The following is a 22,274-nucleotide window of genomic DNA, read 5'->3' on the forward strand; positions in this document are numbered from 1 at the left end:
AGAATCAAGGGCAGGGTAGGATGCCCCGTCTCCTTCTAGAGGCTCGTTGGTTTATCTCCTGTGGCCTTTGTTTGGGTTTATTGGCCATTTTGGTCACTTATTCCAAGGCAGATCCGGCCTGGTCTCATGCCAGTTTTGAGGTTCCCAAGAACCTAGGGGGCCGTTTTGGGGCCTATTTAGCCGATTTATTGCTCTATATCTTCGGTATCTCTGCTTTTTGGTGGGTTGTGCTCTTTGGTCGCCGTGTTCTGAGCGGCTGGCGCGAGCTTTGGAGTATCCCTTTGCCACCAGACCCAGACGCCAAGCCTGATTCCTTATTAATGCGTTGGCTGGGCTTTGGACTGACTTTATTGAGCAGTATGGGTCTTGAGTCTATTCGCTTACATTCGTTGACCTGGGAGCTTCCTAGGCCTCCTGGAGGCATTGTGGGTGAACTGATCGGCGATCCCTTGCAAATGACCCTGGGTTTTACGGGTTCAACCCTGGTTTTGTTATTTACCCTTTGCGCTGGCTTATCTTTGTTCCTTCATTTTTCTTGGTTAGATGTTGCTGAAAAAGTAGGTCGATCCCTTGAGCTTGCCTATAACCGTTTGCGTGAGCGTCGCGATAGTGAAGAGGATCGCAAATTAGGCGAAGTAGCCGCTGAAGAGCGGGAAGAGTTTGTTGAAGAATTTCGTGGGCGCGTTGAAATTGCTAAGCCGGTACAGATTGTGCGAGCTCCAGTAGAGATTCCGAAAAGCGCTCGAGTGGAGCGCGAGAAACAGCAACCGCTGTTTGTGGATATCCCCGATTCAGAATTACCGCCTTTGGCTTTGCTTGATCCAGTACCAGAGGTGAAAGAAACTATTTCAGCTGATGTATTGGAATTTACTTCTCGCTTGATTGAGCGCAAGTTAGCCGAGTTCAATGTGGAAGTGAAAGTCATTGCAGCCTACCCAGGCCCAGTGGTCACTCGTTATGAAATCGATCCTGCTGTTGGTGTGAAGGGTAGTCAGATTGTCAATCTCTCACGTGATTTGGCGCGCTCCTTAGGTGTAGTGAGCATGCGTGTGGTTGAAACCATTCCAGGTAAGACTTGTATGGCTTTGGAATTGCCAAACCCAACACGCCAATCGGTTTATCTCTCAGAGATTTTGAGTTCGCAGGTGTACAACGACAGTAACTCCAACTTAACTCTGTCCTTGGGTAAAGATATTTCTGGTAGCCCGATTGTTGCTGACTTGGCGAAGATGCCGCACTGCTTGGTTGCTGGTACTACCGGCGCTGGTAAGTCTGTTGGTATCAATGCCATGATTTTATCTATTCTCTTCAAGGCGAAGCCTGATGAAGTGCGTCTGATCATGATTGATCCGAAGATGCTCGAGATGGCCATGTATGACAAGATTCCGCATCTCTTGTGCCCAGTTGTGACTGATATGAAACAGGCGTATAACGCGCTCAATTGGGCTGTAAACGAGATGGAGCGTCGCTACAAACTGATGAGTAAGTTTGGTGTACGAAACCTGGCTGGCTTTAACAAAAAGATTTTAGAAGCGGAAGAAAAAGGTGAGAAGCTCACCAATCCATTCAGTCTGACTCCAGAAGATCCAGAGCCAATTTATAAGGCGCCAGTGATCGTGATCGTGATCGATGAGTTGGCTGACTTAATGATGGTCTCTGGCAAGAAGATTGAAGAGTTAATTGCACGTATTGCGCAAAAAGCGCGTGCTGCTGGTATTCATTTGGTATTGGCAACTCAGCGCCCAAGCGTGGATGTCATTACGGGCCTAATTAAGGCAAACGTCCCAACCCGTATTTCCTTCCAGGTGAGCAGCAAGATCGATAGCCGCACCATCCTAGATCAGCAGGGTGCTGAAGCATTGCTTGGTATGGGTGACATGTTGTACATGGCCCCAGGTACTGGGTTACCAGTTCGTGTTCACGGCGCCTTTGTTTCTGATGATGAAGTTCATCGTGTGGTGGAGTGGCTCAAAGAGAAGGGCGAGGCCAATTACATTGATGGCGTTCTGGAAGGCGCTGACGAATCTACGATGGATGCATTGACTGGTGAAGGTGGTGGCGAAGCTGATCCTTTATACGACCAAGCAGTAGCTATCGTTCTAGAAAACAAGCGTCCATCCATTTCTTTAGTACAGCGTCACTTGCGGATTGGTTATAACCGTGCAGCACGCCTACTCGAAGATATGGAAAAAGCAGGTTTGGTTTCAAAGATGGGTAATGGCGGTAATCGCGAAATCCTCCATCGTCCTTCAGAATAAGGCGGCTCCCTTGCGCAGAATTTTCTCGGCAGTAGCTTTAGGACTCACTGTTCTTTTATCCTCAAGCTTGGTGTTTGCGCAGAGTGAGAGTGGGGCTGAGCAGTTGCGTCAGTTTGTGCGCAACTCCAAAACTGCTGAGGGTGAATTTGTACAGCAGCAGTTGCGTGCACCCAAAGCAAATGAGCCACAAGATAAAGGTTTAAAAGTGGTTCGCCAAACTCAAGGCCGTTTTGTATTTCAGCGTCCAGGCAGATTTATTTGGGATACCCAAAAACCATACGAGCAAAAACTGATCGCCGATGGCAAGCAACTCATCATGTGGGATAAGGATTTAAATCAAGCTACGTTTAGGCCTGCTGGCCAAGCTTTAGCAAGCACTCCTGCGGCCATCTTATTTGGTGAGACTTCCTTAGATCAGCATTTTGATTTGCTTGAAGGTGAAGATCGCCTTGGTATGAAATGGGTTGCTCTAGTGCCCAAGAAAATCCCAAATGCAAAAAATGGTAACGACTTGCCATATACCAAGATTTCGGTCGGAATGGCTAATGGCCTACCTAAGGCACTTGAGCTCATAGATGGTTTAGGTAGCGTGGTGCTAGTTACCTTAGACAAGATCCAGTTGAACGTCAATCTACCCGCCAATCGCTTTACCTTTGTGCCACCTGCCGGCGCAGAAGTCTTGCGCTTAAACTAACGCACATACCCATTAACCAATAGAGCATCACATGATTGATCCGCAATTACTCCGCAAAGATATCGCAGCTGTTGCTGCCCGATTAGCTACTCGTAAATTTCAACTTGATGTTGAGAAGTTCAACACCTTAGAGTCTGAGCGTAAATCTTTGCAAACCCGTACTGAGGAATTACAAGCTAAGCGCAATCAACTCGCTAAAGCCATTGGTATGAAAAAAGGTAAGGGCGAAGATGCTGCCGCTGAGATGGCGGAAGCAACGCAGATTAACGTGGATATGGAATCCGGTGCTGCGCGCTTAGCCATCTTACAAGCGGAGATCTCTGACTTCTTAATGGGTATTCCGAACTTGCCGGACGAAGCGGTTCCAGTAGGTAAAGATGAGACTGAAAACAAAGAAGTCAAGCGTTGGGGCGCGATCCCCGAGTTTGCATTTCCTGTAAAGGATCATGTCGACTTAGGCGCACCATTGGGACTTGATTTTGAATCTGCTGCAAAGATTAGTGGTTCACGCTTTGTAGTCCTTAAAGGACCTGTTGCCAGATTGCATCGTGCCTTAGCGCAATTCATGATTGACTTGCATACAACTGAGCATGGTTACGAAGAGCTCTATGTTCCTTTAATGGTGAATGCAGCCTCGATGCGTGGTACTGGCCAGTTGCCTAAGTTTGAAGAAGACCTATTTAAGGTTCCTCGTCAGATGGGTGGTGAAGATGGAGCGGGCGAAGCAAAAATTGAAAATTTCTATTTGATTCCGACAGCAGAAGTACCTGTGACGAATTTAGTACGTGACACGATTACAGCCGCTGAAGAGTTGCCCTTGAAATTTGCCGCTCATACCCCCTGCTTTAGGTCAGAGGCTGGAAGCTATGGCCGTGATGTGCGCGGCATGATTCGTCAGCATCAGTTCGAAAAAGTAGAGCTCGTACAAATCGCAAAGCCGGATGAGTCAATGCAGTTGCTTGAAGAATTAACTTCGCATGCAGAAAAGGTATTGGAGCTTCTTGAGTTGCCTTACCGAAAAGTATTACTCTGTACTGGCGACATGGGTTTTGGTAGCACCAAGACTTATGACCTGGAAGTGTGGATCCCATCACAAAATGCTTATCGTGAGATTAGCTCTTGCTCCAATATGGGTGATTTTCAGGCGAGACGGATGCAAGCTAGATATAAATCTGGGCAAGGTAAACCAGAGTTGGTACATACCTTGAATGGATCTGGCTTAGCTGTTGGCAGAACTGGTGTGGCTTTGCTAGAAAATTGCCAGCAAGCTGATGGCAGCATCGCTATACCGAAAGCATTGCGACCTTACTTGGGTGGCTTAGAGGTATTAAAGCCCCTCTAACTGGAAGAGTTGGAAATTCAAGGGAGTCCCCGAAAGCTATAATCGCTCTTCGGTTCGGAGAGGTGGCAGAGTGGTCGAATGTACCTGACTCGAAATCAGGCGTAGGGTCAAACCTACCGAGGGTTCGAATCCCTCCCTCTCCGCCAGACAGATTCTGTATCTGTAAATACAGAGAAGATATTTATACAGCCCCGCCTTGACGTGGGGTTTTTTTATTCCAAGGGAGCATCACTGTTGCAATCGAGCCGCCAGGTACTTCAGGATATTTTTGGCTTTGATCAATTTCGAGGCGCTCAAGAATCCATTGTTGCTCATGTCGTTGCGGGTGGGGATGCTTTAGTCCTCATGCCCACTGGTGCCGGTAAGTCGCTGTGCTATCAGATCCCCTCACTTGTTCGACCTGGTGTAGGAGTGGTGGTTTCACCCTTAATTGCGCTGATGCAAGATCAAGTTGATGCATTAACCCAGTTGGGCGTGAAGGCTTCATTCCTGAACTCCAGTCTGGATGCAGTTACATCTCAAAAGGTGACTAGTCAACTACTGACTGGAGATCTTGACCTGATCTACGTAGCGCCAGAGCGTCTGATGAGCTCTAGCTTCCTATCAATACTCGATCGACTGAATTCAGGTCCCGGAATTGCGCTATTCGCCATTGATGAAGCGCACTGCGTTTCGCAATGGGGGCATGATTTCCGCCCGGAATATCGTCAGCTGACTGTTTTAAATGATCGATTTCCTAAGGTGCCTCGTATTGCCTTAACCGCTACTGCAGATGCGCCAACCCGAGCAGAAATTGTAGAGCGCCTTTCGCTGGAATCTGCTGAGCAGTTTGTCTCTAGTTTCGATCGTCCTAATATTAAGTACCGAGTTCTGCAAAAGCAGAGTGCTAAGCAACAGTTAGAGCACTTCTTAAATGCCGAGCACGCTGATGACTCAGGCATTATTTATTGCCTATCACGTCGCAGTGTAGAAGAGACGGCTCAATGGCTGCAAGAACGCGGTTGGGATGCAATGCCGTACCACGCAGGTTTAAGTGTGGAAACACGCAGCGCTAATCAAAAACGCTTCCTGCGTGAAGAGGGTGTCATCATGGTCGCAACCGTAGCGTTTGGTATGGGGATTGATAAGCCTAACGTCCGCTTTGTAGCGCATCTAGACCTGCCTAAAAGCATGGAAGGGTATTACCAAGAAACCGGACGGGCAGGGCGCGATGGCTTACCAGCAAATGCCTGGATGACCTACGGATTTGGGGATGTGGTGAGCTTGCGACAAATGGTGGATTCTGGCGAGGCTTCTGAAGACCGTAAGCGAGTAGAGCGTCAAAAACTCAATGCCCTACTGGGATATTGCGAATCTACAACATGCCGCCATCAATCAATCCTGCGCTACTTCGGAGAAGTGCACGCTGGTAGTTGCGGTAACTGCGATAACTGCTTAGAGCCGGTAGCTACTTGGAATGCTACTCACGAAGTGCAAAAAGCATTGTCATGTGTTTATCGTACCGGTCAGCGTTTTGGTGTGACCCATTTAATTGACGTACTTTTGGGTAAGGTAACCCCTAGAGTGAAGCAATTTTTTCATGAGCAAGTAAGTACATTTGGTATTGGTGCAGAACTCAATCAGGCGCAGTGGAATAGCATCTATCGTCAATTGGTTGCTGGTGGTTATTTAGATGCTGATATTGCCTTGCATGGTGGCTTAAAGTTGGTGGATAGTATTGCCCTGCCAGTGCTGCGTGGAGAGCAAGAGGTTTGGCTGCGCAAAGAAACGGGTTATTCGAAGAGCAAGGTCGCAAAGTCTCGATCGAGGAAGATTTCTTCACATCCATTTAGCAATGTTGCCGATGAGAGTCTATGGGAGGCGCTGAAAACTAAGCGGACTGAGCTAGCGCGCGAACAGGGGGTGCCACCCTATGTGATTTTTCATGACAGTACACTGCAAGAGATGGTGAAATCTACGCCAACCACCCTAGATCAATTCAGTCGTATTGGTGGGGTCGGGCAAGCCAAGCTAGAGCGCTATGGCGAATACTTTATAAAAGTTATTCAGGATAAGGTTAGAGGTCAATAAGCCTTAGCCAGCTACCGGAGGTTGTCCAGCACAATCTGAAGTACTTGCAGAATCAGTAGTAATGCCAGGGGTGATAAATCTAAGGCGCCAAAGTTAGGCATTGCCCTTCTAATGGGAGCAAGCAATGGGTCGACTAGCAGTGACACTAAGAAATGAATCTGAGATCCAGCTCCAATCCACGAGAGAATGACGCTCGCTAAAACTAAACCGACCAATCCTGAAAGAATCAGATCTAATAAGCCAATCAGAGTCAGGAAGAGCCACGAGATATTGTCAAGGCCAGCTCCAGATAGCAGCAAAAGTATCGCCGTTTTCCCTGCAATGAGTAGGTAAGCAGCTAAAAAACTAGCAACGTCAAAGCGACCGATGCTAGGGATAAGTCTGCGGAGTGGGATGACGATCCAATTACTTAGTGGAAGAACATATGCGCCAATAGTCCTACTTTGGCCTGAGCCTAGATTAAATGCAAGCCACTGGAGGTAGCATCTTAAGAGGCATGCTCCAGCCAAAATGCTTACTAAAACTTGAAGGAGGAGATTCATGATTTGTATCAGCATGGTGGTCTTTTAGAGCATGGATTTATTTGCGAGAAAGATATTAATAATGCATAAGTGCGCCAGCAACATACTCTCATTCAGATCGACAAGAGGGTGAACTTACTCACTAAATGTGACAACGTGATCTGCTACCAGATGTATGCCAATCTTTTCACCAATCGCATGATCATGATGGCTTGGTACAAATGCATATATTTCAGTGCCAGATATTAGTTTGAGTGTGTACAGAAAGTCTGCACCCCTAAAGGTTTTGCGCACAACCTCCGCTAGCAAGGTGCTATGGTCATCATGCTGAATGTCATCGGCGCGCAAGAGCACATCAATTTCTTTGCCAATCTCTTTGCTGCGATCTTCTTCTAGATCAAGCTCGCCTAGTTCAATTTTCACTTTGTTATTGGCTTGCACAATGCCTTTCACAAATACACCACGGCCGATGAAGTCCGCAATATAGCGATTGGCGGGCTTGTGGTACAGCTCATAAGGGACATCCCACTGAAGCACTTTGCCATCAGTCATGACGCCAACCTTATCAGCGATTGCAAAGGCTTCGAATTGATCGTGAGTCACCAGTAGAGCGGTAATGTTATTTGCCTTGAGGATTTCTCGCATCTCACCTGCAAGGCGCTCCCTCAGTTCGATATCTAAACTAGAGAAGGGCTCATCTAGCAAGATTAAATCAGGCTCTGGGGCCATGGCTCTAGCTAGCGCTACACGCTGCTGTTGGCCGCCGCTGAGCTCATGCGGATACGCGCCCGCTTTATCTGCGAGTGATACTCGCTTGAGCCACTCAGTCGCTACAGCAGATCTTTGCTTGCTTGGTAGGTGTTGCAAGCCAAAGGCAATGTTTTCTAGAACGCTCAGATGGGGAAAGAGGGCAAAGTCCTGAAAGACCATGCCAATTTTTCTTTGGTTTGGCGAGAGGTGGGTGGAGGCAGAGCTTACGATCTGGTCTCGAAGGAGGATTTCTCCGGACTTAACAGGCTCAAATCCGCAAATCGCCCTCAGAATAGTAGACTTTCCGCAGCCAGATGAGCCCAGTAGGCAGCCAATCTCACCCTCGGCGAGATCTAGGCTGAGGTCTTTCACTGCGGTAACGCGACCCTGGCCGTCTCGACTGGGGTAGTCGATTTCCAGGTTTTGGATCGAAAGTAGTGCTCGAGCGGAGTTCATCCCTATAATTTTCTCATTAATGCTAAGTGGTTTAATGCATAGCTAGAGTCTAAACGGATTGTCGATTTCATGAATCGTATTGTGGTGCCACTTGCCCTGTTGTTATTTTTGCCTTTATTTGGCTTGGCAGCGCCATTCCTATTTTCTGGAAATGAACAACTTACCACGGGCACGCTCAGCCATTTATGGAACTTTGTGCTGGGTGGATACATTGCCTCAACCTTGGTTCTGATTCTTGGTGTTGGAGTGGGGGTATTTATTCTCGGGGTGGGAAATGCTTGGATCATCGCTAGTTATGATTTTCCCGGCAAGAAGCTATTTGAGTGGGCCCTCATCTTGCCTTTGGCTGTTCCCACTTATGTCATGGCTTACCTTTTTGTTGATCTCTTGCAGTTTTCAGGACCAATTCAGAGCACGCTGCGCGACTTGCTGGGAATGGACTCTCTTTGGTTCTTTCCGGATCCGAGATCCTTGAGTGGTGCCATCTGGTCCTTTTCCTTTTGCCTCTTTCCCTATGTCTACCTGATTACGCGTACGGCATTCTTGGAGCGTAGCGGTCGATTGATTGAGGTTTCAGAAACCCTGGGTTACAGCCCTTTGCAAGGATTTTTAAAATTGGTCTTGCCAATGGCAAGACCAGCTATCTTCGCTGGCATGGCGCTGGCACTGATGGAGGTCTTAGCGGATTTTGGTGCCGTGTCTTACTTTGGCGTACAGACCTTTGCAACCGGTATCTTCAAAGCCTGGCTTTCTTTTGGCGACCGTATAGCCGCAGTACAGCTTGCTCTTGGTCTTTTAAGTTTTGTTCTACTCATCTTTTTTGTTGAACAAAGCAGTCGCTCAAAATTGCAATATGCCTCTTCAACACGGAGTAAGCCGCTTGCGAAGTCACTACACGGTAAGAAAGCTCTCTTTGCTTTTGCATTTTGTGGTGCTACCTTGCTATGCGGATTTTTGCTACCAGCATTTGCGCTCTTACAGCTCCTGATTAAGCAAGGCCTCACGATCGATATTCGATATCTAGATTGGTTGGGTAATTCTTTATCCGTCTCCATCATCACGGCACTCATCTCAGTAGTGCTAGCAGTATTTTTTGCTTACTCCGTTCGAATGAATTCACGCTTGAGCTGGGTTAATCAATTGCTAGGTTTTGGTTACGCCTTACCTGGTGCGGTGTTGGCGATCGGCATCCTCTCATTTTTAGAAATCTTTCAGTTAGCTTGGTGGATGTCTGCCAGCATATTGGTACTGGTCTATGCTTACTTAGTCCGCTTTCTTTCTTCTAGCTTGCAAAGCGTGGAAGCGGGGCTTGCACGCATCACGCCATCTATGGATGACTCAGCAGCCTTATTAGGCCTTTCTAGAGGGCAGATTCTGAAGCGGGTTCATGTGCCCTTACTCAAGCGTAGCCTCATCACTGCAGGCCTCTTTGTCTTTGTGGATGTCATGAAGGAGTTGCCAGCAACCCTCCTATTACGCCCATTTAACTTTGATACCTTGGCGGTAGCGACCTATCAGTTGGCTGCGGATGAGCGCTTGGCTGAGCTCGCCTTGCCCTCATTAACCATTGTTTTAGTTGGGCTTTTCCCTGTTTTACTGCTTTCTAGGGTCATCTCCAAGTCCTAATTGATAATCATTCGTATTTGTGATACATTAGATTTACTCTAATTCTGATCGCAAATACAGCAATGGCAACTCAAAAAATACATCAATTCCTAGGCGCCACTGCTTTAATCCTGAGTGGCTTTATGGCTTTACCATTGCATGCCCAAGAAGCAAAAGAGTTAAATCTCTATTCCGCTCGTCATTACCAAACTGATGAAGCACTTTATGGTGATTTCACTAAAAAGACTGGTATCAAGATTAACCGTATTGAGGCTGATGACAATGCATTGGCAGAGAGGCTGAAAAGTGAAGGCGCCAACAGTCCAGCAGATGTGATTTTGATGGTCGATGCAGCCCGCTTATGGCGCGCACAAATTGATGGCTTCTTTAGACCAATTCATTCAAAGTATTTAGAGAGCCGCATCCCAGCAAACTTAAGGTCCAAGACTGAATCCGATGGCTCAACGTGGTTTGGCTTTTCTACAAGAGCGCGTCTCGTGGTCTACAACAAAGCAAAAGTAAACCCACAAGACGTTGACACCTATGAGAAGTTAGCAGAGCCCATGAATAAGGGCAGGGTATGTACGCGCTCAGGCGCCCATCCTTATATGTTGTCATTGATCGGTGCCATGATTGAGCGCCGTGGTGAGACTGCTACTGAGGATTGGGCTAAGGGTATGGTGGCCAATATGGCTAGACCTCCAAGAGGTGGTGACACCGATCAAATTAAAGCGGTTGCCTCAGGCGAATGCGGAGTTGCTTTAACAAACTCTTACTACCTCGTGAGACTCTTGCGTTCAACAAAGCCAGAAGATCAGGCGATTGTTTCTAAGATTGGATTTGTTTGGCCAAACCAGCAGACCACTGGCACGCATATCAATATCGCAGGTGGTGGAGTTGCCAAGAATGCGCCACATCCACAGGCTGCCATTCAGTTTCTCGAATACCTAGCCAGTGATTCTGCGCAAGAGTACTTTGCTAACGGTAATAACGAGTGGCCAGCAGTGAAGTCAGTCAAGATTGAAAATGAAGGGCTCAAAATGTTAGGACCATTTAAGGCTGAAAATGTTTCTGTTGCTGCGATTGGCAAAAATCAAATTGCTGCGCAACGTTTGCTCGATCGAGTTGGGTATAAGTGAAATCCACTATCTAAGCTAAAAAGATAGCTAGAATGGTTTCATTCCTCAAAAGATCTGGACCTCAATATGAAAATCATCTCGCTTGCTTTAGTCCTTGGCGCCTCAATGGCGATGGTAGCTTGCGGAACGCCGCAGAGTGAGTTTGGAGTCTATCGACAATCTGATGGTACGGTTGGGGTGCATGCCCCTAAATCCGCTAAAGATACTGAGGCTCAGGCAGCCGCAGCAGAGGAGTGTAAAAAACTAGGAAAGCGAGGCGCCACTATTGTCGAAACTCGTAAAACAGTGAACGACCGCTTTCCTATGACCTACATTTTTGTGTGCAATAACTATTAAGTTACGAATGCTTAGCTAAGCAACCATTTCTTAATGGATTTGTTTACGCACATTGCATCCAAAGCTAGACCAAAGAATTCTGAGCCATTGGTGACCATGCTTTCAATCGCCTCAACCTTGCCAGATTTCACACCGCGCAAATACGTTGCAGCACGATAGCGTAGGAAGTGCTCGTTTACACCTTCCTCATTATCTGTTGAGCAGATTTCTAGGCTGCCATAACGCGTTTCTGGATTGATATTCAGAATGGAGAGTCCTAAGGCACCAATGAGCTTTTCTGGAACCGGAATTGGAACGTAAGAGTAGAGGGAGACCAATTGCTCTTGTTCGTCGACTTCAATAATATGGTCAACATCAAATACATCTTTTTCTGTCAATTCTGTTTCGCCGGAATCGCCGCCACCAAAGGTAGACTCAAATTGCAGCATTGCGGTGTTACTGTCTTTAGAGATTTCAATCATGTCAGGATAGCCAAGCAAGCCTTTCCACCAGTACATGAGTGAGAAGGTGCACGGTTTGACCTCAACCAAGCCTTTGTCAGTTGATTTGGCAAAGTACAAGCCGTAGAACTCATCATCTTCCTCGAGTCCGTACTGATCCACTTTCAGCTTCTTTGGTGCCGCCGCTTTGGGGGATTTCTTGGCAGCTTTCTTTGGAGCCGGTTTTTTAGCTGCCGGCTTCTTCGCCGTTACCTTTTTAACCAACTTCTTTGCTGCTGGTTTCTTAACGGCCGCTTTTTTAGCGGCAGGCTTTTTAGTTGCTGGTTTCTTCACTACCTTTTTTACCGCCTTTTTTGCTACCGTTTTCTTGGCAGCAACTTTTTTAACGGCTTTCTTTGCAGGGGCTTTTTTTACCACCTTAGTAGCTACTTTCTTTTTTGCTGGAGACTTCTTTGTAGCCATGGTCTATTACCCTTCCTATTGGTAGTTATTGTGCTAAGTGCACATAATGATATTACTGCACTTCTATCAATCTTTGCTTACGTATAGATGGGTATTTACCTGGCAATATCAAGAGGGCGGCTAATTATTCTGTGCTTGTTATAGGGAAGGGCGAGGACTTGAATTTCAGTACGAACTTGCTACACTGAACTTGTGCAGTTTTGAATAACCTCAACCTAAAGAGAATCTATGTTCCCTGAATATCGTGAGTTAATCAGTAAGCTGAAAACATCAGATCGTCACTTTTCCCATTTATTTGATAAGCACAACAATCTAGATCAGAAAATTCAAAGAATGGAGGCGCACACCGAGCCAAGTACCCCAGAAGAAATTGAGGTTTTGAAAAAAGAAAAGCTCTTATTAAAGGATCAGCTTTACGCGGTCTTGAAAAAAGCCAGCGCAACTTAAGGGCATCTGACCATCGGAATCCGTATTGGGATCTGATGGTCTTTTATTAAGAATTAAGCCTTTTTCAAAAAGCAGGCCTTGAGCAACATATTGCCTGCTTCAGTCTTGCAATCCACCTCATGATCGCCAGAAACCAGTCGGATACCTTTAATTTTGGCTCCCACCTTAAGTGTGGTTGATGACCCCTTAACCTTCAAGTCCTTAATGAGGGTGACGGTATCACCATTAGCCAGTAAGTTGCCGTTGGCATCTTTCACAATCAGACTGCCTTCATCTTCCTCTGCGGCAGCAGCCATTGGCCACTCGTGACCGCATTGAGCGCAAACAAAATTCTCACCATCAGGGTAAGTCATGTCCTCTTGGCAGGCCGGGCATTTTGGAGGGTTACTTGTCGTGCTCATGGTGATTGCTAGCAAAAATGTAAAGATCAATTTTAGTCTACAGCGAGCAGGGTAATTTAGAATCAGTTAACAATGAATAAATCAGTCAAGATCATCATTACTGCTTTGGGTGCGGCAGTCCTCCTGCTTGGATTGGGGGCTTGGTATGCGGCCTCTACGGTTGATCCAGTGCAACTAACAAAGCTGCTCTCCTCTTCAGTGAAGACGGCTACCGGTCGGGATTTAAAAATCAGTGGGCCGGTAAGTTTAAGTTTTTTTCCAGGAATTTCTGTTTCTGCAGAGCGCTTGAGTCTCAGTAATGCCTCTTGGGCATCCGACCCTGAAATGCTGACCCTCAAACGGATTGAGTTAGACATTAAAACTCTGCCCCTACTCAGCAAGCGCATTGAGATTGGTAATGTGAAGCTTGCTGGCCTAGATCTACTCCTCCAAAAAAATGCATCTGGTAAGGCAAACTGGGACATGAGTGCAGAGACATCCAATACTGCTCCTGTCTCTAGTCTTGATAATTCAGAAACGACTTCTGTTGGTGACAATCTCATCTCTATGGAGAGTGTCTCTATAGCTGATGCTCGAATTCAGTATCGAGATCCTTCTGGCTCTATATCCAGCTATTTAATTAAGCGTTTGTCATTGTCAGAGAGTGGCGATAAAACAGCTGTTTCCCTCAATATGCAATTTCAAGATCAGGCTCTCGATCTCAGTGGAAAAACAGGTTCTGTTTCTAGATTATTGAAACATTGGGATGTTTCATCAACACAACTCCCGCTTGATCTGAATCTGACTATGAATGACAAGTCCATGACGATTAAAGGTGAGATAAATAAGTCTCCCAAGACTATGCCCATAGTCAACTTAACATTGAACGCAAAAGCATTTGACTGGCCCACAACTGGCTCAGCATCCAATGCAGCCCCTCAGGCTGTAACTGGCGCTAAGCCGGCGCCGGTCGTGCGTCAAGCCCAAAAGTCACAGTCAAAGTACTTATTTAGCAATGAGAGCATTCCTTTTGACGCGCTTCCGCAAGCCAAAGGAAAGATCGTGATCAGTATTGCTGAGTTGGCTTTGCCAAAGCGTAAGCCGATTGAAAATCTCCAAACCACTTTGCAATTAGATGGCAGTGTTATTGACATTCCTCACTTAACATTCCAGATTGGCAAGGGAAGTGCCGATTTACAGATTAATCTCTCTCAGCTGAATACGGTAAATCCCATTCTCACAGCCAGAGGGGTGACCAAGGATTTCATGCTAGAAAGTTTATTTGCAAGAGTGGATCCAAGCTCCAAGGTTAGTGGAGGTAGCATGAAATTAGCCTTTGATGTGAAGTCATCGGGAAACAGTCTGCATCAACTAGCTTCCAATTCAAATGGCAAGATTCAGTTAAGCATCAAGCAAGCGCACATGGGCACCAACTTTCTAAATGATGCTGGTGACTTTGTTGTCACATTGTTAGATTCAATGAACCCGATGCGTAAAAAAACGAGTGAGACGACGTTAGAATGTGCGGTAGCTTACCTGCCAATTAACAACGGCCAGATCAATATAGCCAAAACAGTTGGCGCTGAAACCGACAGGTTGAACGTGGTGTTAGCTGGCTCTATTAATTTAAAAACAGAGGCGGTTAACCTCACGATTGATCCCCAGGAGAAATCTGGCTTAACCACTGGCCTTGATTTGGCCGGATTGGTGAAGATGGGTGGAACCCTCTCAAATCCTAAGGCGGGTATTAACCAAGCTGGTGTAGTTAATAGTGCCGTTTCAATTGGACTTGGATTTTTGACTGGTGGCGCTAGTATTTTGGCCGAAAATGCCAGGTCAATGAGCTCAAAAAGTAACCCCTGCCGTGATGCACTCCACCCCTGGTCAGATATCTACCCTGGGGCAGAGTGATTCTTAAAACAATATTCCGCTGATAAAGAGGCTGAATAAAGAAATAAAGATACTGGCAAAGAAGGCGGTCCAGAAGCTAGAGATCGTAAACCCACTTACTACCGCAGAAACTAACATCAGCACCAAAGCGTTCACAACCAATAGAAATAATCCCATGGTGAGGACAGTGAGTGGCAGAGTAAACAGGATTAGCAAGGGTTTTACAACAGCATTAGCAAATCCGAGCAGTAAGGCCGCGATGAGGAGTGAGCCACCATCTGCAAAGCGAAGACCGCTAAAAAGATAGCTGGCCACCCAGAGCGATAAAGAGGTTAAGCCCCACTGGACTAAAAACGGTAGTAAGTTACCCATGACGAGCATCCTTTTTTAAATGAACTGCAGTATTAATCATAAATATTATCAGGGCTTTAGTAGTGCGGAGGGATTTCATCTTTGGGGCTACTATTACCTAAGCCGTCACCGCCACTAGCTTGCTCCTTAATGGACTTAAGCTCACGATACAAAAACTCAATTTGTTGCTGTTGCTTGTAGACAGTTTGATTGAGTTGATCAATCAGATCTTCGGTAAAGCTGAGTTTGATTTCAAGGCTGGTGATGCGATCTTCAGTCATTTTATTCCTCTATCTTTATTCTAAGCATCAACCAATTCAAATCGACCATCTTCCATTTCTGCTTTTGGTCTAATCCAAAAGTCGTGTGATTGGAGTGATTCATAGACATAGGCTGGTTCAAGATTGGCTTCAACATTGGCAAGCATTACCACTTTATAAAATCCGCCCGTCTTAATATGTTTTAGCTTGTTACCTGGTTTAAACAGACCGTCATCCGCATCTGCCATCTTAGGTTTACTCATGTCAAAAACGTGCTTTCTCAGTATGATCTATATATGACAAATTCTGTCCCGTACTCCATTCTAGATATATCTCCCATCCCACAGGGATTTAATGCTGGGGATGCCTTGCGTAATTCACTAGATGTTGCTCAGCATGCTGAGGCTTTGGGCTATACCCGCTATTGGGTGGCGGAGCATCACAATATGACGGGTAACGCCAGCTCTGCTACTGCGGTCTTGATTGGTTATATTGCTGGTGGTACCAAAACGATTCGGGTTGGCTCGGGCGGTGTGATGTTGCCAAATCATGCCCCGTTGGTCATTGCAGAGCAGTTTGGTACCTTGGCATCCATCTACCCCGGTAGGATTGAGTTGGGTCTAGGTCGCGCGCCAGGCACAGATCAAATGACGGCCAGAGCCTTACGTCGAGATTTGCTCGGAAGTGATGATCGCTTTCCGCAGGATGTACGAGAGTTGCAGCATTACTTTGGCCCCATCCAAGAGGGTCAGGCTGTGAGAGCTATTCCAGGTGCCGACACCGAGGTGCCGATTTGGATCTTGGGCTCTAGCTTGTATGGTGCTCAACTGGCAGCTCACTTCGGTCTTCCTTACGCATTTGCCTCTCACTTTGCACCGGAGCAATTGCTAGATGCAATGGCTACCTATCGTGAGTTATTTAAGCCATCGGATAAGTTGACTAAGCCCTATTGTGCATTTTTAATGAATGTAGTCGCTGCTGATGCCGATGAAGAGGCTGCCTATCTATTTACCACTTTGCAACAGAATGTGGTTCGCATGCGCCGAAATACCCGCGGGCAGTTACCACCACCGATTACAAATTTAGACGACTTCTGTGAGCCACATGAAAAGATTACCGCGAGTCATGCTCTGCGTTGCTCTGCCGTTGGCTCCATGCAAACGGTAAGAAAAGAAATGCAGTATTGGCTCGATCAGACTGGCGCAAATGAAATTATCATCACAGGTCAAATTTACGATCATCAAGCACGATTAAAATCGTTCGAGATTGCCGCTGAAGCGGCTAAGGGTTTGCGCTTTAGCTCTAAAGCTTGAAGGCGTTGTAATCGTTGGTAATCAGAATATTTTCTTGAGCAGCTCGGTTGGCTATTTGTAGTACGGCATTGTCTTTGCTAATGAGTATTGAGGGTCGCAATTGATAGGCTAGATCCAAAAAGATTTGATCATCGGGATCTTGGCATTTCCAAGGTGCGGTAGCTAAATTGGCATCATCATGCAGCTCTGCGATGAATTGCCATTGAGTCAAAATGCTTACTTGAGTTGCTTCATCGAGCTTAAAGAGGGGGCGTGAAATGACATCAGCAAGTTCAAACAAGGTTTTTTGGCTCGCGATTGCGGGAACACTCCCATCCACCAATGCTTGCTTTAGATTAATAGCCCTTTCGTCATGAAAGATAAAAATATCTAACAAGATATTGGTGTCCAAAACTACAGGCTTCATTACTGTTGATTGCGCCAGATTTCTGGGGTGATGGTCACTTGACCCATATCTGAAGAAACGTACACTTCCCCATCTTGAATATTGACATGCAGAACCATGCTGCGCTCGACCAGCTTATTGAGTTCTTTGGCCTGCTCCGCTGGAATCGAGATTACCTGAAGGTTGCGAGCACGGGTTAATTTATTGGCAATCCCATCCCACCAGATTTTGCTAGTGTGTCCGCCATAACAATAGACGATGACTTGATCGGATCGACCACAGGCTTTAAGGATACGTCGTTCATCTGGTTGGCCCACTTCAATCCATAGCTGAATAGCATCCGTGAGGTCTTTAATCCAAAGGTCGGGCTCATCAGTATCACTTAAGCCTTTGGTAAAGGCTAAGTCTTCCTGTGCTTGCAGGGCAAAAGCAATAATACGCACCATCATCCGCTCTTCAGTTTCAGAGGGATGCTTTGCGATAGTCAGGGAGTGACTGCCGTAATAGTGGCGGTCAGAGTCTGCGACATGAAGGTCGGCTTTGTGGATAGTTGCGCGTAGAGCCATGGCGCATTATCGCCTTTAAAAGGGGTTAAGTCTGATCTCCCAGTATTATTTAGAAAATTACCCTGATTTACTGTGTATCGTAGAGTCCCATGATCCGTATTACCGAACTTCGCCTGCCTATTAGCCATGCCCCTGAGGCATTGGAGGAGGCAATCTTGAAGCGTTTAAATATCCAAGCTCAGGATTTGATTCAATTTGATGTATTCAAGCGAAGCTACGATGCCCGAAAAAATGTGGCCCTTGCTTTTATCTATACCGTGGATCTATCGGTAAAGAATGAAGAGAAACTGCTTCAGCAGTTTGCCAATGATATTCACATTAGGCCATCGCCTGATACCAATTATCACTTTGTAGCCAATGCTTCCCAAGTAAAGAGCCAACACTTTGAACGTCCTGTTGTCATTGGATTTGGCCCTTGTGGAATTTTTTCTGCCTTAGTGCTGGCGCAGATGGGATTTAAACCAATCGTATTGGAGCGTGGTAAACCAGTTCGCGAACGTACCCAAGACACTTGGGGTCTATGGCGCAAGAATGTCCTCAATCCAGAATCCAATGTGCAATTTGGTGAGGGTGGGGCAGGAACGTTTTCTGATGGCAAGCTTTGGAGTCAAATTAAGGATCCGAAGTTTTATGGTCGCAAGGTCATTGCTGAATTTATCAAAGCGGGCGCCCCTGAAGAAATTCGTTACGTAGCGAAGCCACATATCGGCACCTTTAGATTGGTGGGTGTGGTCGAAAGAATGCGTCAAGAAATTATTGAGCTTGGTGGGGAGATTCGCTTTTCACAAAAGGTCGTTGGCTTTGATATTCAGAATGATCACATTGCTGGAGTCAAAATTGAGGGGCATCCAGATTTGCCGGCTAACCATGTAGTGCTGGCCTTAGGTCACAGCGCTCGCGATACCTTTGAGATCTTGCATGCAGCAGGGGTTTATATGGAAGCAAAACCCTTTTCAGTGGGCTTTCGTATTGAGCATCCACAATCCTTGATCGATAGGGCGCGCTTAGGGCCTCACGCTGGCAATGAACTGATTGGCGCAGCGGATTACAAATTAGTTCACCATGCCAAGAATGGTCGTGCAGTCTATAGCTTTTGTATGTGCCCAGGCGGAACTGTAGTCGCAGCAACTTCCGAGCCAAACCGTGTGGTGACAAACGGAATGAGCCAGTATTCTCGTAATGAGCGCAATGCTAATGCTGGCATCGTGGTTGGTATTACTCCCGAAGACTATCCAGGTGGCCCTCTAGCCGGCATTGAGTTTCAAAGGGCTTTAGAGTCCAAGGCATACGAGCTAGGCGGTTCTACCTATGAAGCCCCCGGGCAATTGGTGGGTGACTTTCTTGCCGGTAAGGCCTCTACGGACTTTGGTTCCGTGATGCCGTCTTATAAACCTGGCGTTCATTTGACAGACCTTGCAGATTCCTTGCCTCCTTATGCAATTGAGGCGATTCGAGAGGCGATTCCTGCTTTTGAGAAACAGATTAAAGGCTTTTCAATGAAGGACGCAGTATTGACCGGCATTGAGACGCGCACATCATCTCCTTTACGAATTACTCGAGGTGCAAACTTCCAGAGTCTGAATGTCAAAGGTCTTTACCCTGCGGGTGAGGGTGCTGGTTATGCGGGAGGTATCTTGTCGGCTGGGGTGGATGGAATTAAGGTGGCTGAAGCAGTCGCGCTCGACTACCTTTCTAAATAATTTCATAAGCTGATTTCTGATGAGCTCTGTAGCGCCTGATTTAATTCTCAATGAAAAAGAAGTGCTTTTTCATCCAGGGCTATTGAAGAAGTTTGATATCAATGGTCCGCGCTACACCTCTTACCCCAGTGCCGATCGCTTTCATAATCAATTTCGTGAAGTTGATTATTTCGGAGCATTGCAACGCGTAGCCAAGATTAATGAGCCGCTATCACTGTATTTCCATTTACCGTTCTGCCCCAACATTTGTTATTACTGTGGTTGCAACAAAATCATTACTAAAGACCATGGTCGAAGTGCTAAGTACATCAAGTATTTGGCTAAAGAGATGGCGATGGTTTGTGCTGCCATGGGTGCCCAGAAAAAAATTCCAGTGACCCAGTTGCATTGGGGTGGTGGAACACCTACATTTTTGTCTCACGAAGAGATGGTTGAGTTGATGCAGCACACTCGCCAGCATTTTGATCTTCTTCCTGGCGGCGAATATTCAATTGAGATTGATCCACGACGAGTAGTGGAGGCTGATATTGCCTTGTTGGCTGACTTGGGCTTCAACCGAATCAGTCTTGGGGTTCAAGACTTCAACCTCGAAGTGCAGCAAGCAGTGCATCGCATTCAGACTATTGAAGAGACTCAGGCGGTGATGGATTGGTCGAGAAAGTATGGATTTAAATCCAGAAGCGTTGATCTGATTTATGGCTTGCCAAAGCAGACTCCAGAAACCTTTAAAGAAACCGTGGAAGCGGTTCTGAAGATGTGCCCAGATCGATTATCGGTTTACAACTATGCTCATTTGCCACATATCTTTAAGCCTCAACGTAGAATAGCTGAGGCGGATTTACCAGGGGCTGCAGATAAGCTAGATATTTTGTCGAATACCATAGATAGGCTAGGCGAAGCAGGTTATGTGTTTATTGGTATGGATCACTTTGCTAAGCCTGATGATGAATTAGCAGTTGCTCAGAAAGAGGGTAAGCTCCATCGCAATTTCCAAGGTTATTCAACGCAAGCGGAATGTGATCTCTTGGCGTTTGGCATCTCCTCTATTGGTAAGGTGGACGATTGCTACTCACAAAATGTCCGCACTCTAGATGAGTACTACTCAGCAATCGATGATGCCCATCTCCCCACACTCCGAGGCCTTCGATTAGACAAAGATGATTTACTGCGCCGTGAATTAATCGGTGAGTTAATGTGCCAATTTTCACTGGACACGGATTTATTTGCTAAGTCCCATCAAATCGACTTCTCAAGTTACTTTAAGACGGAGATTGCGGAGTTAAAGCATTTGGAAGAGGCGGGTCTGCTTGAGTGGCAGGGCGCTAAGATGGTCGTGCCTATCAAAGGCCGGCTCCTAGCTCGGCGTGTAGCTATGACCTTTGATCGTCATCTAAGGGAATCTCAGGCTGTGGGCAGGTATTCCAAAGTGCTTTAAGCGAAATTAAGTGAGAACTCGTGCTCATTTGACTTAGATCAAAAATTCAGCAAAACAGTGTTGCTTTAAAACCCATAAAAAATTTCTGCAGCCTCTGTATTTGATTTGCATCAAATTACAACACCATCATCAATTTGAAAATAGTCTCATCAAATTGATAACGGAAAAGGGGTACATCATGCGCTTCAAAACTCTAGTAGCAGCCATCGCAGCATTAGCTTCATTGACTCCAATCGTAGCTCATGCCCAAGCGGCAGAAGAAAATCCATGGATGATTCGCGTACGTGCTGTTGATTTACTTTGGAATAACGGCCAGACTGGTCTAGCTCAGACTGCAAATATCAAAGCTAAAGATCAATGGATACCTGAGTTTGATGTTTCATACTTCTTTACAAAAAATATCGCTGCTGAACTCGTCTTAACTTGGCCTCAACAAGTCAACATTACTGCTGGTGGGGCAAATGTAGGTAAAGTTTCCGCATTGCCACCATCCTTATTAGCTCAATACCACTTTACAGATTTAGGCGCATTTAAGCCTTATATTGGTGCTGGTGTTAACTACACTATTTTCGGTAACCGTCAAAATTTCTATGGCGCTGGCGCTGGCTTGCAAATTGAACCATCTAGCGTTGGCTTCGTCGGCCAAATCGGTGCTGATTACATGTTTACGAAAAATTGGGGTCTTAACGTGGATGTGAAATACGCAACAATGGCTACAAATGTTCAGGCGGTTGCTGGTGGTGCAAACCTTGGCAAGCTGACTTTGAATCCATGGATGCCAGCTGTCGGTGTTACTTATAAGTTCTAAGAATTCGGTTCTTAGCTCTTGAGATAGGGTCCCCCAGGGACTCTATTTTTTTGCCTATTGTTTATTGGGTCAGATGATTAATTAACTTTTCAAACTTGGCTTCGTCAAAATGGAGATTATCAAAGCGCTGTATTGCCGAATGTTCTGGTGGCTCTAATCTCCGTTTGGCATATTGATCCCAATTCTTGAGTTTATATTCGTCTCTTGGATCAGCTCGCTTTTCCATGCGACGCTTCGCCTCATTTTCATCTAGATCAATCCAGGCGATTCTGATACTCGATACGCTGGGTACTCCCAACTCTTCTGGATTAAACATTCGACCAGTTTGGATTTCTCTAGAAAATGGCCCCACCAAGATCACGTTAACTCCAAGCTGCAAGTTTTCTCTCGCAATCGCAATTAGCCCGGCATATTCCCAATCTCTCAGATTCTGGAGGTAGAAGGGGCTATCTCGATCATTGGGATTGTTAGTGGTGAGTTCCATGACATGGGCGCTGTAAGCGCCATATACGGTATCTTTATCTAGAAAGAAAAAGCTTTCCCCAGTTTTTTCAACAATCAGGGGCAAGGCTTTTTTGGCTAAAGTGGTTTTGCCGGTGCCTGCATGACCAGCAAAGAGGATTAGGCGAGGAGCGGCAGGACTGAGCTTACAGGTCATTTATCTCT

The 22,274-nt window shown here is 46.2% G+C and carries 23 protein-coding genes and 1 tRNA gene; 14 read left to right on the forward strand and 10 right to left on the reverse strand.

Annotated elements, in window-relative coordinates; translation table 11 throughout:
• Positions 1 to 20: 20 nt before the first annotated feature.
• The 5 genes from AOC19_RS02485 to recQ all read left to right on the forward strand — a co-directional run bounded on the left by AOC19_RS02485 (position 21) and on the right by recQ (position 6,364).
• The gene (locus tag AOC19_RS02485) at positions 21 to 2,258 is read left to right on the forward strand and encodes a DNA translocase FtsK (RefSeq protein WP_435367678.1); all 2,238 of its coding nucleotides are present in this window, start codon (positions 21 to 23) and stop codon (positions 2,256 to 2,258) included.
• Positions 2,218 to 2,952: an outer membrane lipoprotein carrier protein LolA gene (locus AOC19_RS02490; RefSeq protein WP_215377309.1), complete on the forward strand. Its 735-nt coding sequence runs from the start codon at positions 2,218 to 2,220 to the stop codon at positions 2,950 to 2,952. The genes AOC19_RS02485 and AOC19_RS02490 overlap by 41 nt, the downstream gene beginning before the upstream one ends.
• 31 nt (positions 2,953 to 2,983) lie before the next feature.
• Positions 2,984 to 4,294, forward strand: a complete 1,311-nt coding sequence (serS, locus tag AOC19_RS02495; protein WP_215377311.1) for a serine--tRNA ligase — start codon at positions 2,984 to 2,986, stop codon at positions 4,292 to 4,294.
• A 56-nt stretch (positions 4,295 to 4,350) separates the two neighbouring features.
• Positions 4,351 to 4,440, forward strand: a tRNA-Ser gene (locus AOC19_RS02500).
• 88 nt (positions 4,441 to 4,528) lie between these two features.
• Positions 4,529 to 6,364: a DNA helicase RecQ gene (gene recQ / locus AOC19_RS02505; RefSeq protein WP_215377313.1), complete on the forward strand. Its 1,836-nt coding sequence runs from the start codon at positions 4,529 to 4,531 to the stop codon at positions 6,362 to 6,364.
• 11 nt (positions 6,365 to 6,375) lie between these two features.
• Here recQ and AOC19_RS02510 read toward each other — a convergent pair whose 3' ends face one another.
• Together AOC19_RS02510 and AOC19_RS02515 are read right to left on the reverse strand one after the other, a co-directional pair.
• Positions 6,376 to 6,906, reverse strand: coding sequence for a YggT family protein (locus AOC19_RS02510; RefSeq protein WP_215377315.1), 531 nt, complete (start codon positions 6,904 to 6,906; stop codon positions 6,376 to 6,378).
• A 114-nt stretch (positions 6,907 to 7,020) separates the two neighbouring features.
• A complete protein-coding gene (locus AOC19_RS02515; RefSeq protein ID WP_215377317.1) occupies positions 7,021 to 8,091 on the reverse strand; it encodes an ABC transporter ATP-binding protein in 1,071 nt (356 codons plus the stop codon).
• Between the two features lie 69 nt (positions 8,092 to 8,160).
• Between AOC19_RS02515 and AOC19_RS02520 the strand changes: the two genes are divergently transcribed.
• The 3 genes from AOC19_RS02520 to AOC19_RS02530 all read left to right on the forward strand — a co-directional run bounded on the left by AOC19_RS02520 (position 8,161) and on the right by AOC19_RS02530 (position 11,171).
• Positions 8,161 to 9,717 (forward strand): ABC transporter permease, encoded by a 1,557-nt coding sequence (locus AOC19_RS02520; RefSeq protein WP_215377319.1) that lies wholly within the window; start codon positions 8,161 to 8,163, stop codon positions 9,715 to 9,717.
• Positions 9,718 to 9,839: 122 nt separating this feature from the next.
• The gene (locus AOC19_RS02525) at positions 9,840 to 10,835 is read left to right on the forward strand and encodes an extracellular solute-binding protein (RefSeq protein WP_215378021.1); all 996 of its coding nucleotides are present in this window, start codon (positions 9,840 to 9,842) and stop codon (positions 10,833 to 10,835) included.
• A 66-nt stretch (positions 10,836 to 10,901) separates the two neighbouring features.
• The gene (locus AOC19_RS02530; RefSeq protein ID WP_215377321.1) at positions 10,902 to 11,171 is read left to right on the forward strand and encodes a hypothetical protein; all 270 of its coding nucleotides are present in this window, start codon (positions 10,902 to 10,904) and stop codon (positions 11,169 to 11,171) included.
• An 11-nt stretch (positions 11,172 to 11,182) separates the two neighbouring features.
• On the opposite strand, the gene AOC19_RS02535 is transcribed toward AOC19_RS02530, so the two are convergent.
• Complete coding sequence (locus AOC19_RS02535) at positions 11,183 to 12,073, reverse strand: hypothetical protein (RefSeq protein ID WP_215377322.1); 891 nt, start codon at positions 12,071 to 12,073, stop codon at positions 11,183 to 11,185.
• A 228-nt stretch (positions 12,074 to 12,301) separates the two neighbouring features.
• On the opposite strand from AOC19_RS02535, the gene AOC19_RS02540 reads away from it, so the two are divergent.
• Positions 12,302 to 12,520, forward strand: a complete 219-nt coding sequence (locus tag AOC19_RS02540) for a YdcH family protein (protein ID WP_215377324.1) — start codon at positions 12,302 to 12,304, stop codon at positions 12,518 to 12,520.
• A 53-nt stretch (positions 12,521 to 12,573) separates the two neighbouring features.
• Here AOC19_RS02540 and AOC19_RS02545 read toward each other — a convergent pair whose 3' ends face one another.
• The gene (locus tag AOC19_RS02545) at positions 12,574 to 12,921 is read right to left on the reverse strand and encodes a zinc ribbon domain-containing protein YjdM (protein ID WP_215377326.1); all 348 of its coding nucleotides are present in this window, start codon (positions 12,919 to 12,921) and stop codon (positions 12,574 to 12,576) included.
• A gap of 72 nt (positions 12,922 to 12,993) precedes the next feature.
• Here AOC19_RS02545 and AOC19_RS02550 point away from each other — a divergent pair, with 72 nt between their 5' ends.
• A complete protein-coding gene (locus AOC19_RS02550; protein ID WP_215377328.1) occupies positions 12,994 to 14,811 on the forward strand; it encodes an AsmA family protein in 1,818 nt (605 codons plus the stop codon).
• A 3-nt stretch (positions 14,812 to 14,814) separates the two neighbouring features.
• Here the strand turns inward: AOC19_RS02550 and AOC19_RS02555 are convergent, their stop codons facing one another.
• The 3 genes from AOC19_RS02555 to AOC19_RS02565 are packed head-to-tail and all read right to left on the reverse strand — an operon-like array spanning position 14,815 to position 15,664.
• Positions 14,815 to 15,162: a phage holin family protein gene (locus AOC19_RS02555; RefSeq protein ID WP_215377330.1), complete on the reverse strand. Its 348-nt coding sequence runs from the start codon at positions 15,160 to 15,162 to the stop codon at positions 14,815 to 14,817.
• A 56-nt stretch (positions 15,163 to 15,218) separates the two neighbouring features.
• Positions 15,219 to 15,422 (reverse strand): SlyX family protein, encoded by a 204-nt coding sequence (locus AOC19_RS02560; RefSeq protein ID WP_215377332.1) that lies wholly within the window; start codon positions 15,420 to 15,422, stop codon positions 15,219 to 15,221.
• 20 nt (positions 15,423 to 15,442) lie between these two features.
• Positions 15,443 to 15,664: a hypothetical protein gene (locus AOC19_RS02565; protein WP_215377334.1), complete on the reverse strand. Its 222-nt coding sequence runs from the start codon at positions 15,662 to 15,664 to the stop codon at positions 15,443 to 15,445.
• 33 nt (positions 15,665 to 15,697) lie between these two features.
• On the opposite strand from AOC19_RS02565, the gene AOC19_RS02570 reads away from it, so the two are divergent.
• Positions 15,698 to 16,714, forward strand: a complete 1,017-nt coding sequence (locus tag AOC19_RS02570) for an LLM class flavin-dependent oxidoreductase (RefSeq protein ID WP_215377335.1) — start codon at positions 15,698 to 15,700, stop codon at positions 16,712 to 16,714.
• Here AOC19_RS02570 and AOC19_RS02575 read toward each other — a convergent pair.
• Positions 16,704 to 17,120 carry a putative toxin-antitoxin system toxin component, PIN family gene (locus AOC19_RS02575; protein ID WP_215377337.1) on the reverse strand — a complete coding sequence of 139 codons (417 nt, stop codon included), beginning with the start codon at positions 17,118 to 17,120 and terminating at the stop codon, positions 16,704 to 16,706. The genes AOC19_RS02570 and AOC19_RS02575 overlap by 11 nt on opposite strands.
• The gene (locus tag AOC19_RS02580; RefSeq protein WP_215377339.1) at positions 17,120 to 17,665 is read right to left on the reverse strand and encodes a YaeQ family protein; all 546 of its coding nucleotides are present in this window, start codon (positions 17,663 to 17,665) and stop codon (positions 17,120 to 17,122) included. The genes AOC19_RS02575 and AOC19_RS02580 overlap by 1 nt, the downstream gene beginning before the upstream one ends.
• An 89-nt stretch (positions 17,666 to 17,754) precedes the next feature.
• Here AOC19_RS02580 and AOC19_RS02585 point away from each other — a divergent pair, with 89 nt between their 5' ends.
• The 3 genes from AOC19_RS02585 (at position 17,755) to AOC19_RS02595 (ending at position 21,608) form a co-directional block, all read left to right on the forward strand.
• Positions 17,755 to 19,365 (forward strand): NAD(P)/FAD-dependent oxidoreductase, encoded by a 1,611-nt coding sequence (locus tag AOC19_RS02585; RefSeq protein WP_215377341.1) that lies wholly within the window; start codon positions 17,755 to 17,757, stop codon positions 19,363 to 19,365.
• A gap of 19 nt (positions 19,366 to 19,384) precedes the next feature.
• Positions 19,385 to 20,800, forward strand: coding sequence for an oxygen-independent coproporphyrinogen III oxidase (hemN, locus tag AOC19_RS02590; RefSeq protein ID WP_215377342.1), 1,416 nt, complete (start codon positions 19,385 to 19,387; stop codon positions 20,798 to 20,800).
• A gap of 178 nt (positions 20,801 to 20,978) precedes the next feature.
• Positions 20,979 to 21,608, forward strand: coding sequence for an OmpW/AlkL family protein (locus AOC19_RS02595; protein ID WP_215377344.1), 630 nt, complete (start codon positions 20,979 to 20,981; stop codon positions 21,606 to 21,608).
• 61 nt (positions 21,609 to 21,669) lie between these two features.
• Here AOC19_RS02595 and AOC19_RS02600 read toward each other — a convergent pair whose 3' ends face one another.
• Positions 21,670 to 22,266, reverse strand: a complete 597-nt coding sequence (locus tag AOC19_RS02600; RefSeq protein WP_215377346.1) for an AAA family ATPase — start codon at positions 22,264 to 22,266, stop codon at positions 21,670 to 21,672.
• Positions 22,267 to 22,274 lie beyond the last annotated feature (8 nt).

This window comes from Polynucleobacter asymbioticus (genome assembly GCF_018687575.1).
GTDB lineage: Bacteria > Pseudomonadota > Gammaproteobacteria > Burkholderiales > Burkholderiaceae > Polynucleobacter > Polynucleobacter asymbioticus_C.

What these genes read in the sequence shown, in the direction of transcription:
- AOC19_RS02485 (WP_435367678.1), top strand. Translation starts at nt 21, where the DNA reads ATGCCCCGTCTCCTTCTAGAGGCTCGTTGGTTTATCTCCTGTGGCCTT.
- AOC19_RS02490 (WP_215377309.1), top strand. Translation starts at nt 2,218, where the DNA reads ATGGCGGTAATCGCGAAATCCTCCATCGTCCTTCAGAATAAGGCGGCT.
- serS (WP_215377311.1), top strand. Translation starts at nt 2,984, where the DNA reads ATGATTGATCCGCAATTACTCCGCAAAGATATCGCAGCTGTTGCTGCC.
- AOC19_RS02510 (WP_215377315.1), bottom strand. Translation starts at nt 6,906, where the DNA reads ATGAATCTCCTCCTTCAAGTTTTAGTAAGCATTTTGGCTGGAGCATGC.
- AOC19_RS02515 (WP_215377317.1), bottom strand. Translation starts at nt 8,091, where the DNA reads ATGAACTCCGCTCGAGCACTACTTTCGATCCAAAACCTGGAAATCGAC.
- AOC19_RS02520 (WP_215377319.1), top strand. Translation starts at nt 8,161, where the DNA reads ATGAATCGTATTGTGGTGCCACTTGCCCTGTTGTTATTTTTGCCTTTA.
- AOC19_RS02525 (WP_215378021.1), top strand. Translation starts at nt 9,840, where the DNA reads ATGGCTTTACCATTGCATGCCCAAGAAGCAAAAGAGTTAAATCTCTAT.
- AOC19_RS02530 (WP_215377321.1), top strand. Translation starts at nt 10,902, where the DNA reads ATGAAAATCATCTCGCTTGCTTTAGTCCTTGGCGCCTCAATGGCGATG.
- AOC19_RS02535 (WP_215377322.1), bottom strand. Translation starts at nt 12,073, where the DNA reads ATGGCTACAAAGAAGTCTCCAGCAAAAAAGAAAGTAGCTACTAAGGTG.
- AOC19_RS02540 (WP_215377324.1), top strand. Translation starts at nt 12,302, where the DNA reads ATGTTCCCTGAATATCGTGAGTTAATCAGTAAGCTGAAAACATCAGAT.
- AOC19_RS02545 (WP_215377326.1), bottom strand. Translation starts at nt 12,921, where the DNA reads ATGAGCACGACAAGTAACCCTCCAAAATGCCCGGCCTGCCAAGAGGAC.
- AOC19_RS02550 (WP_215377328.1), top strand. Translation starts at nt 12,994, where the DNA reads ATGAATAAATCAGTCAAGATCATCATTACTGCTTTGGGTGCGGCAGTC.
- AOC19_RS02555 (WP_215377330.1), bottom strand. Translation starts at nt 15,162, where the DNA reads ATGGGTAACTTACTACCGTTTTTAGTCCAGTGGGGCTTAACCTCTTTA.
- AOC19_RS02560 (WP_215377332.1), bottom strand. Translation starts at nt 15,422, where the DNA reads ATGACTGAAGATCGCATCACCAGCCTTGAAATCAAACTCAGCTTTACC.
- AOC19_RS02565 (WP_215377334.1), bottom strand. Translation starts at nt 15,664, where the DNA reads ATGAGTAAACCTAAGATGGCAGATGCGGATGACGGTCTGTTTAAACCA.
- AOC19_RS02570 (WP_215377335.1), top strand. Translation starts at nt 15,698, where the DNA reads ATGACAAATTCTGTCCCGTACTCCATTCTAGATATATCTCCCATCCCA.
- AOC19_RS02575 (WP_215377337.1), bottom strand. Translation starts at nt 17,120, where the DNA reads ATGAAGCCTGTAGTTTTGGACACCAATATCTTGTTAGATATTTTTATC.
- AOC19_RS02580 (WP_215377339.1), bottom strand. Translation starts at nt 17,665, where the DNA reads ATGGCTCTACGCGCAACTATCCACAAAGCCGACCTTCATGTCGCAGAC.
- AOC19_RS02585 (WP_215377341.1), top strand. Translation starts at nt 17,755, where the DNA reads ATGATCCGTATTACCGAACTTCGCCTGCCTATTAGCCATGCCCCTGAG.
- hemN (WP_215377342.1), top strand. Translation starts at nt 19,385, where the DNA reads ATGAGCTCTGTAGCGCCTGATTTAATTCTCAATGAAAAAGAAGTGCTT.
- AOC19_RS02595 (WP_215377344.1), top strand. Translation starts at nt 20,979, where the DNA reads ATGCGCTTCAAAACTCTAGTAGCAGCCATCGCAGCATTAGCTTCATTG.
- AOC19_RS02600 (WP_215377346.1), bottom strand. Translation starts at nt 22,266, where the DNA reads ATGACCTGTAAGCTCAGTCCTGCCGCTCCTCGCCTAATCCTCTTTGCT.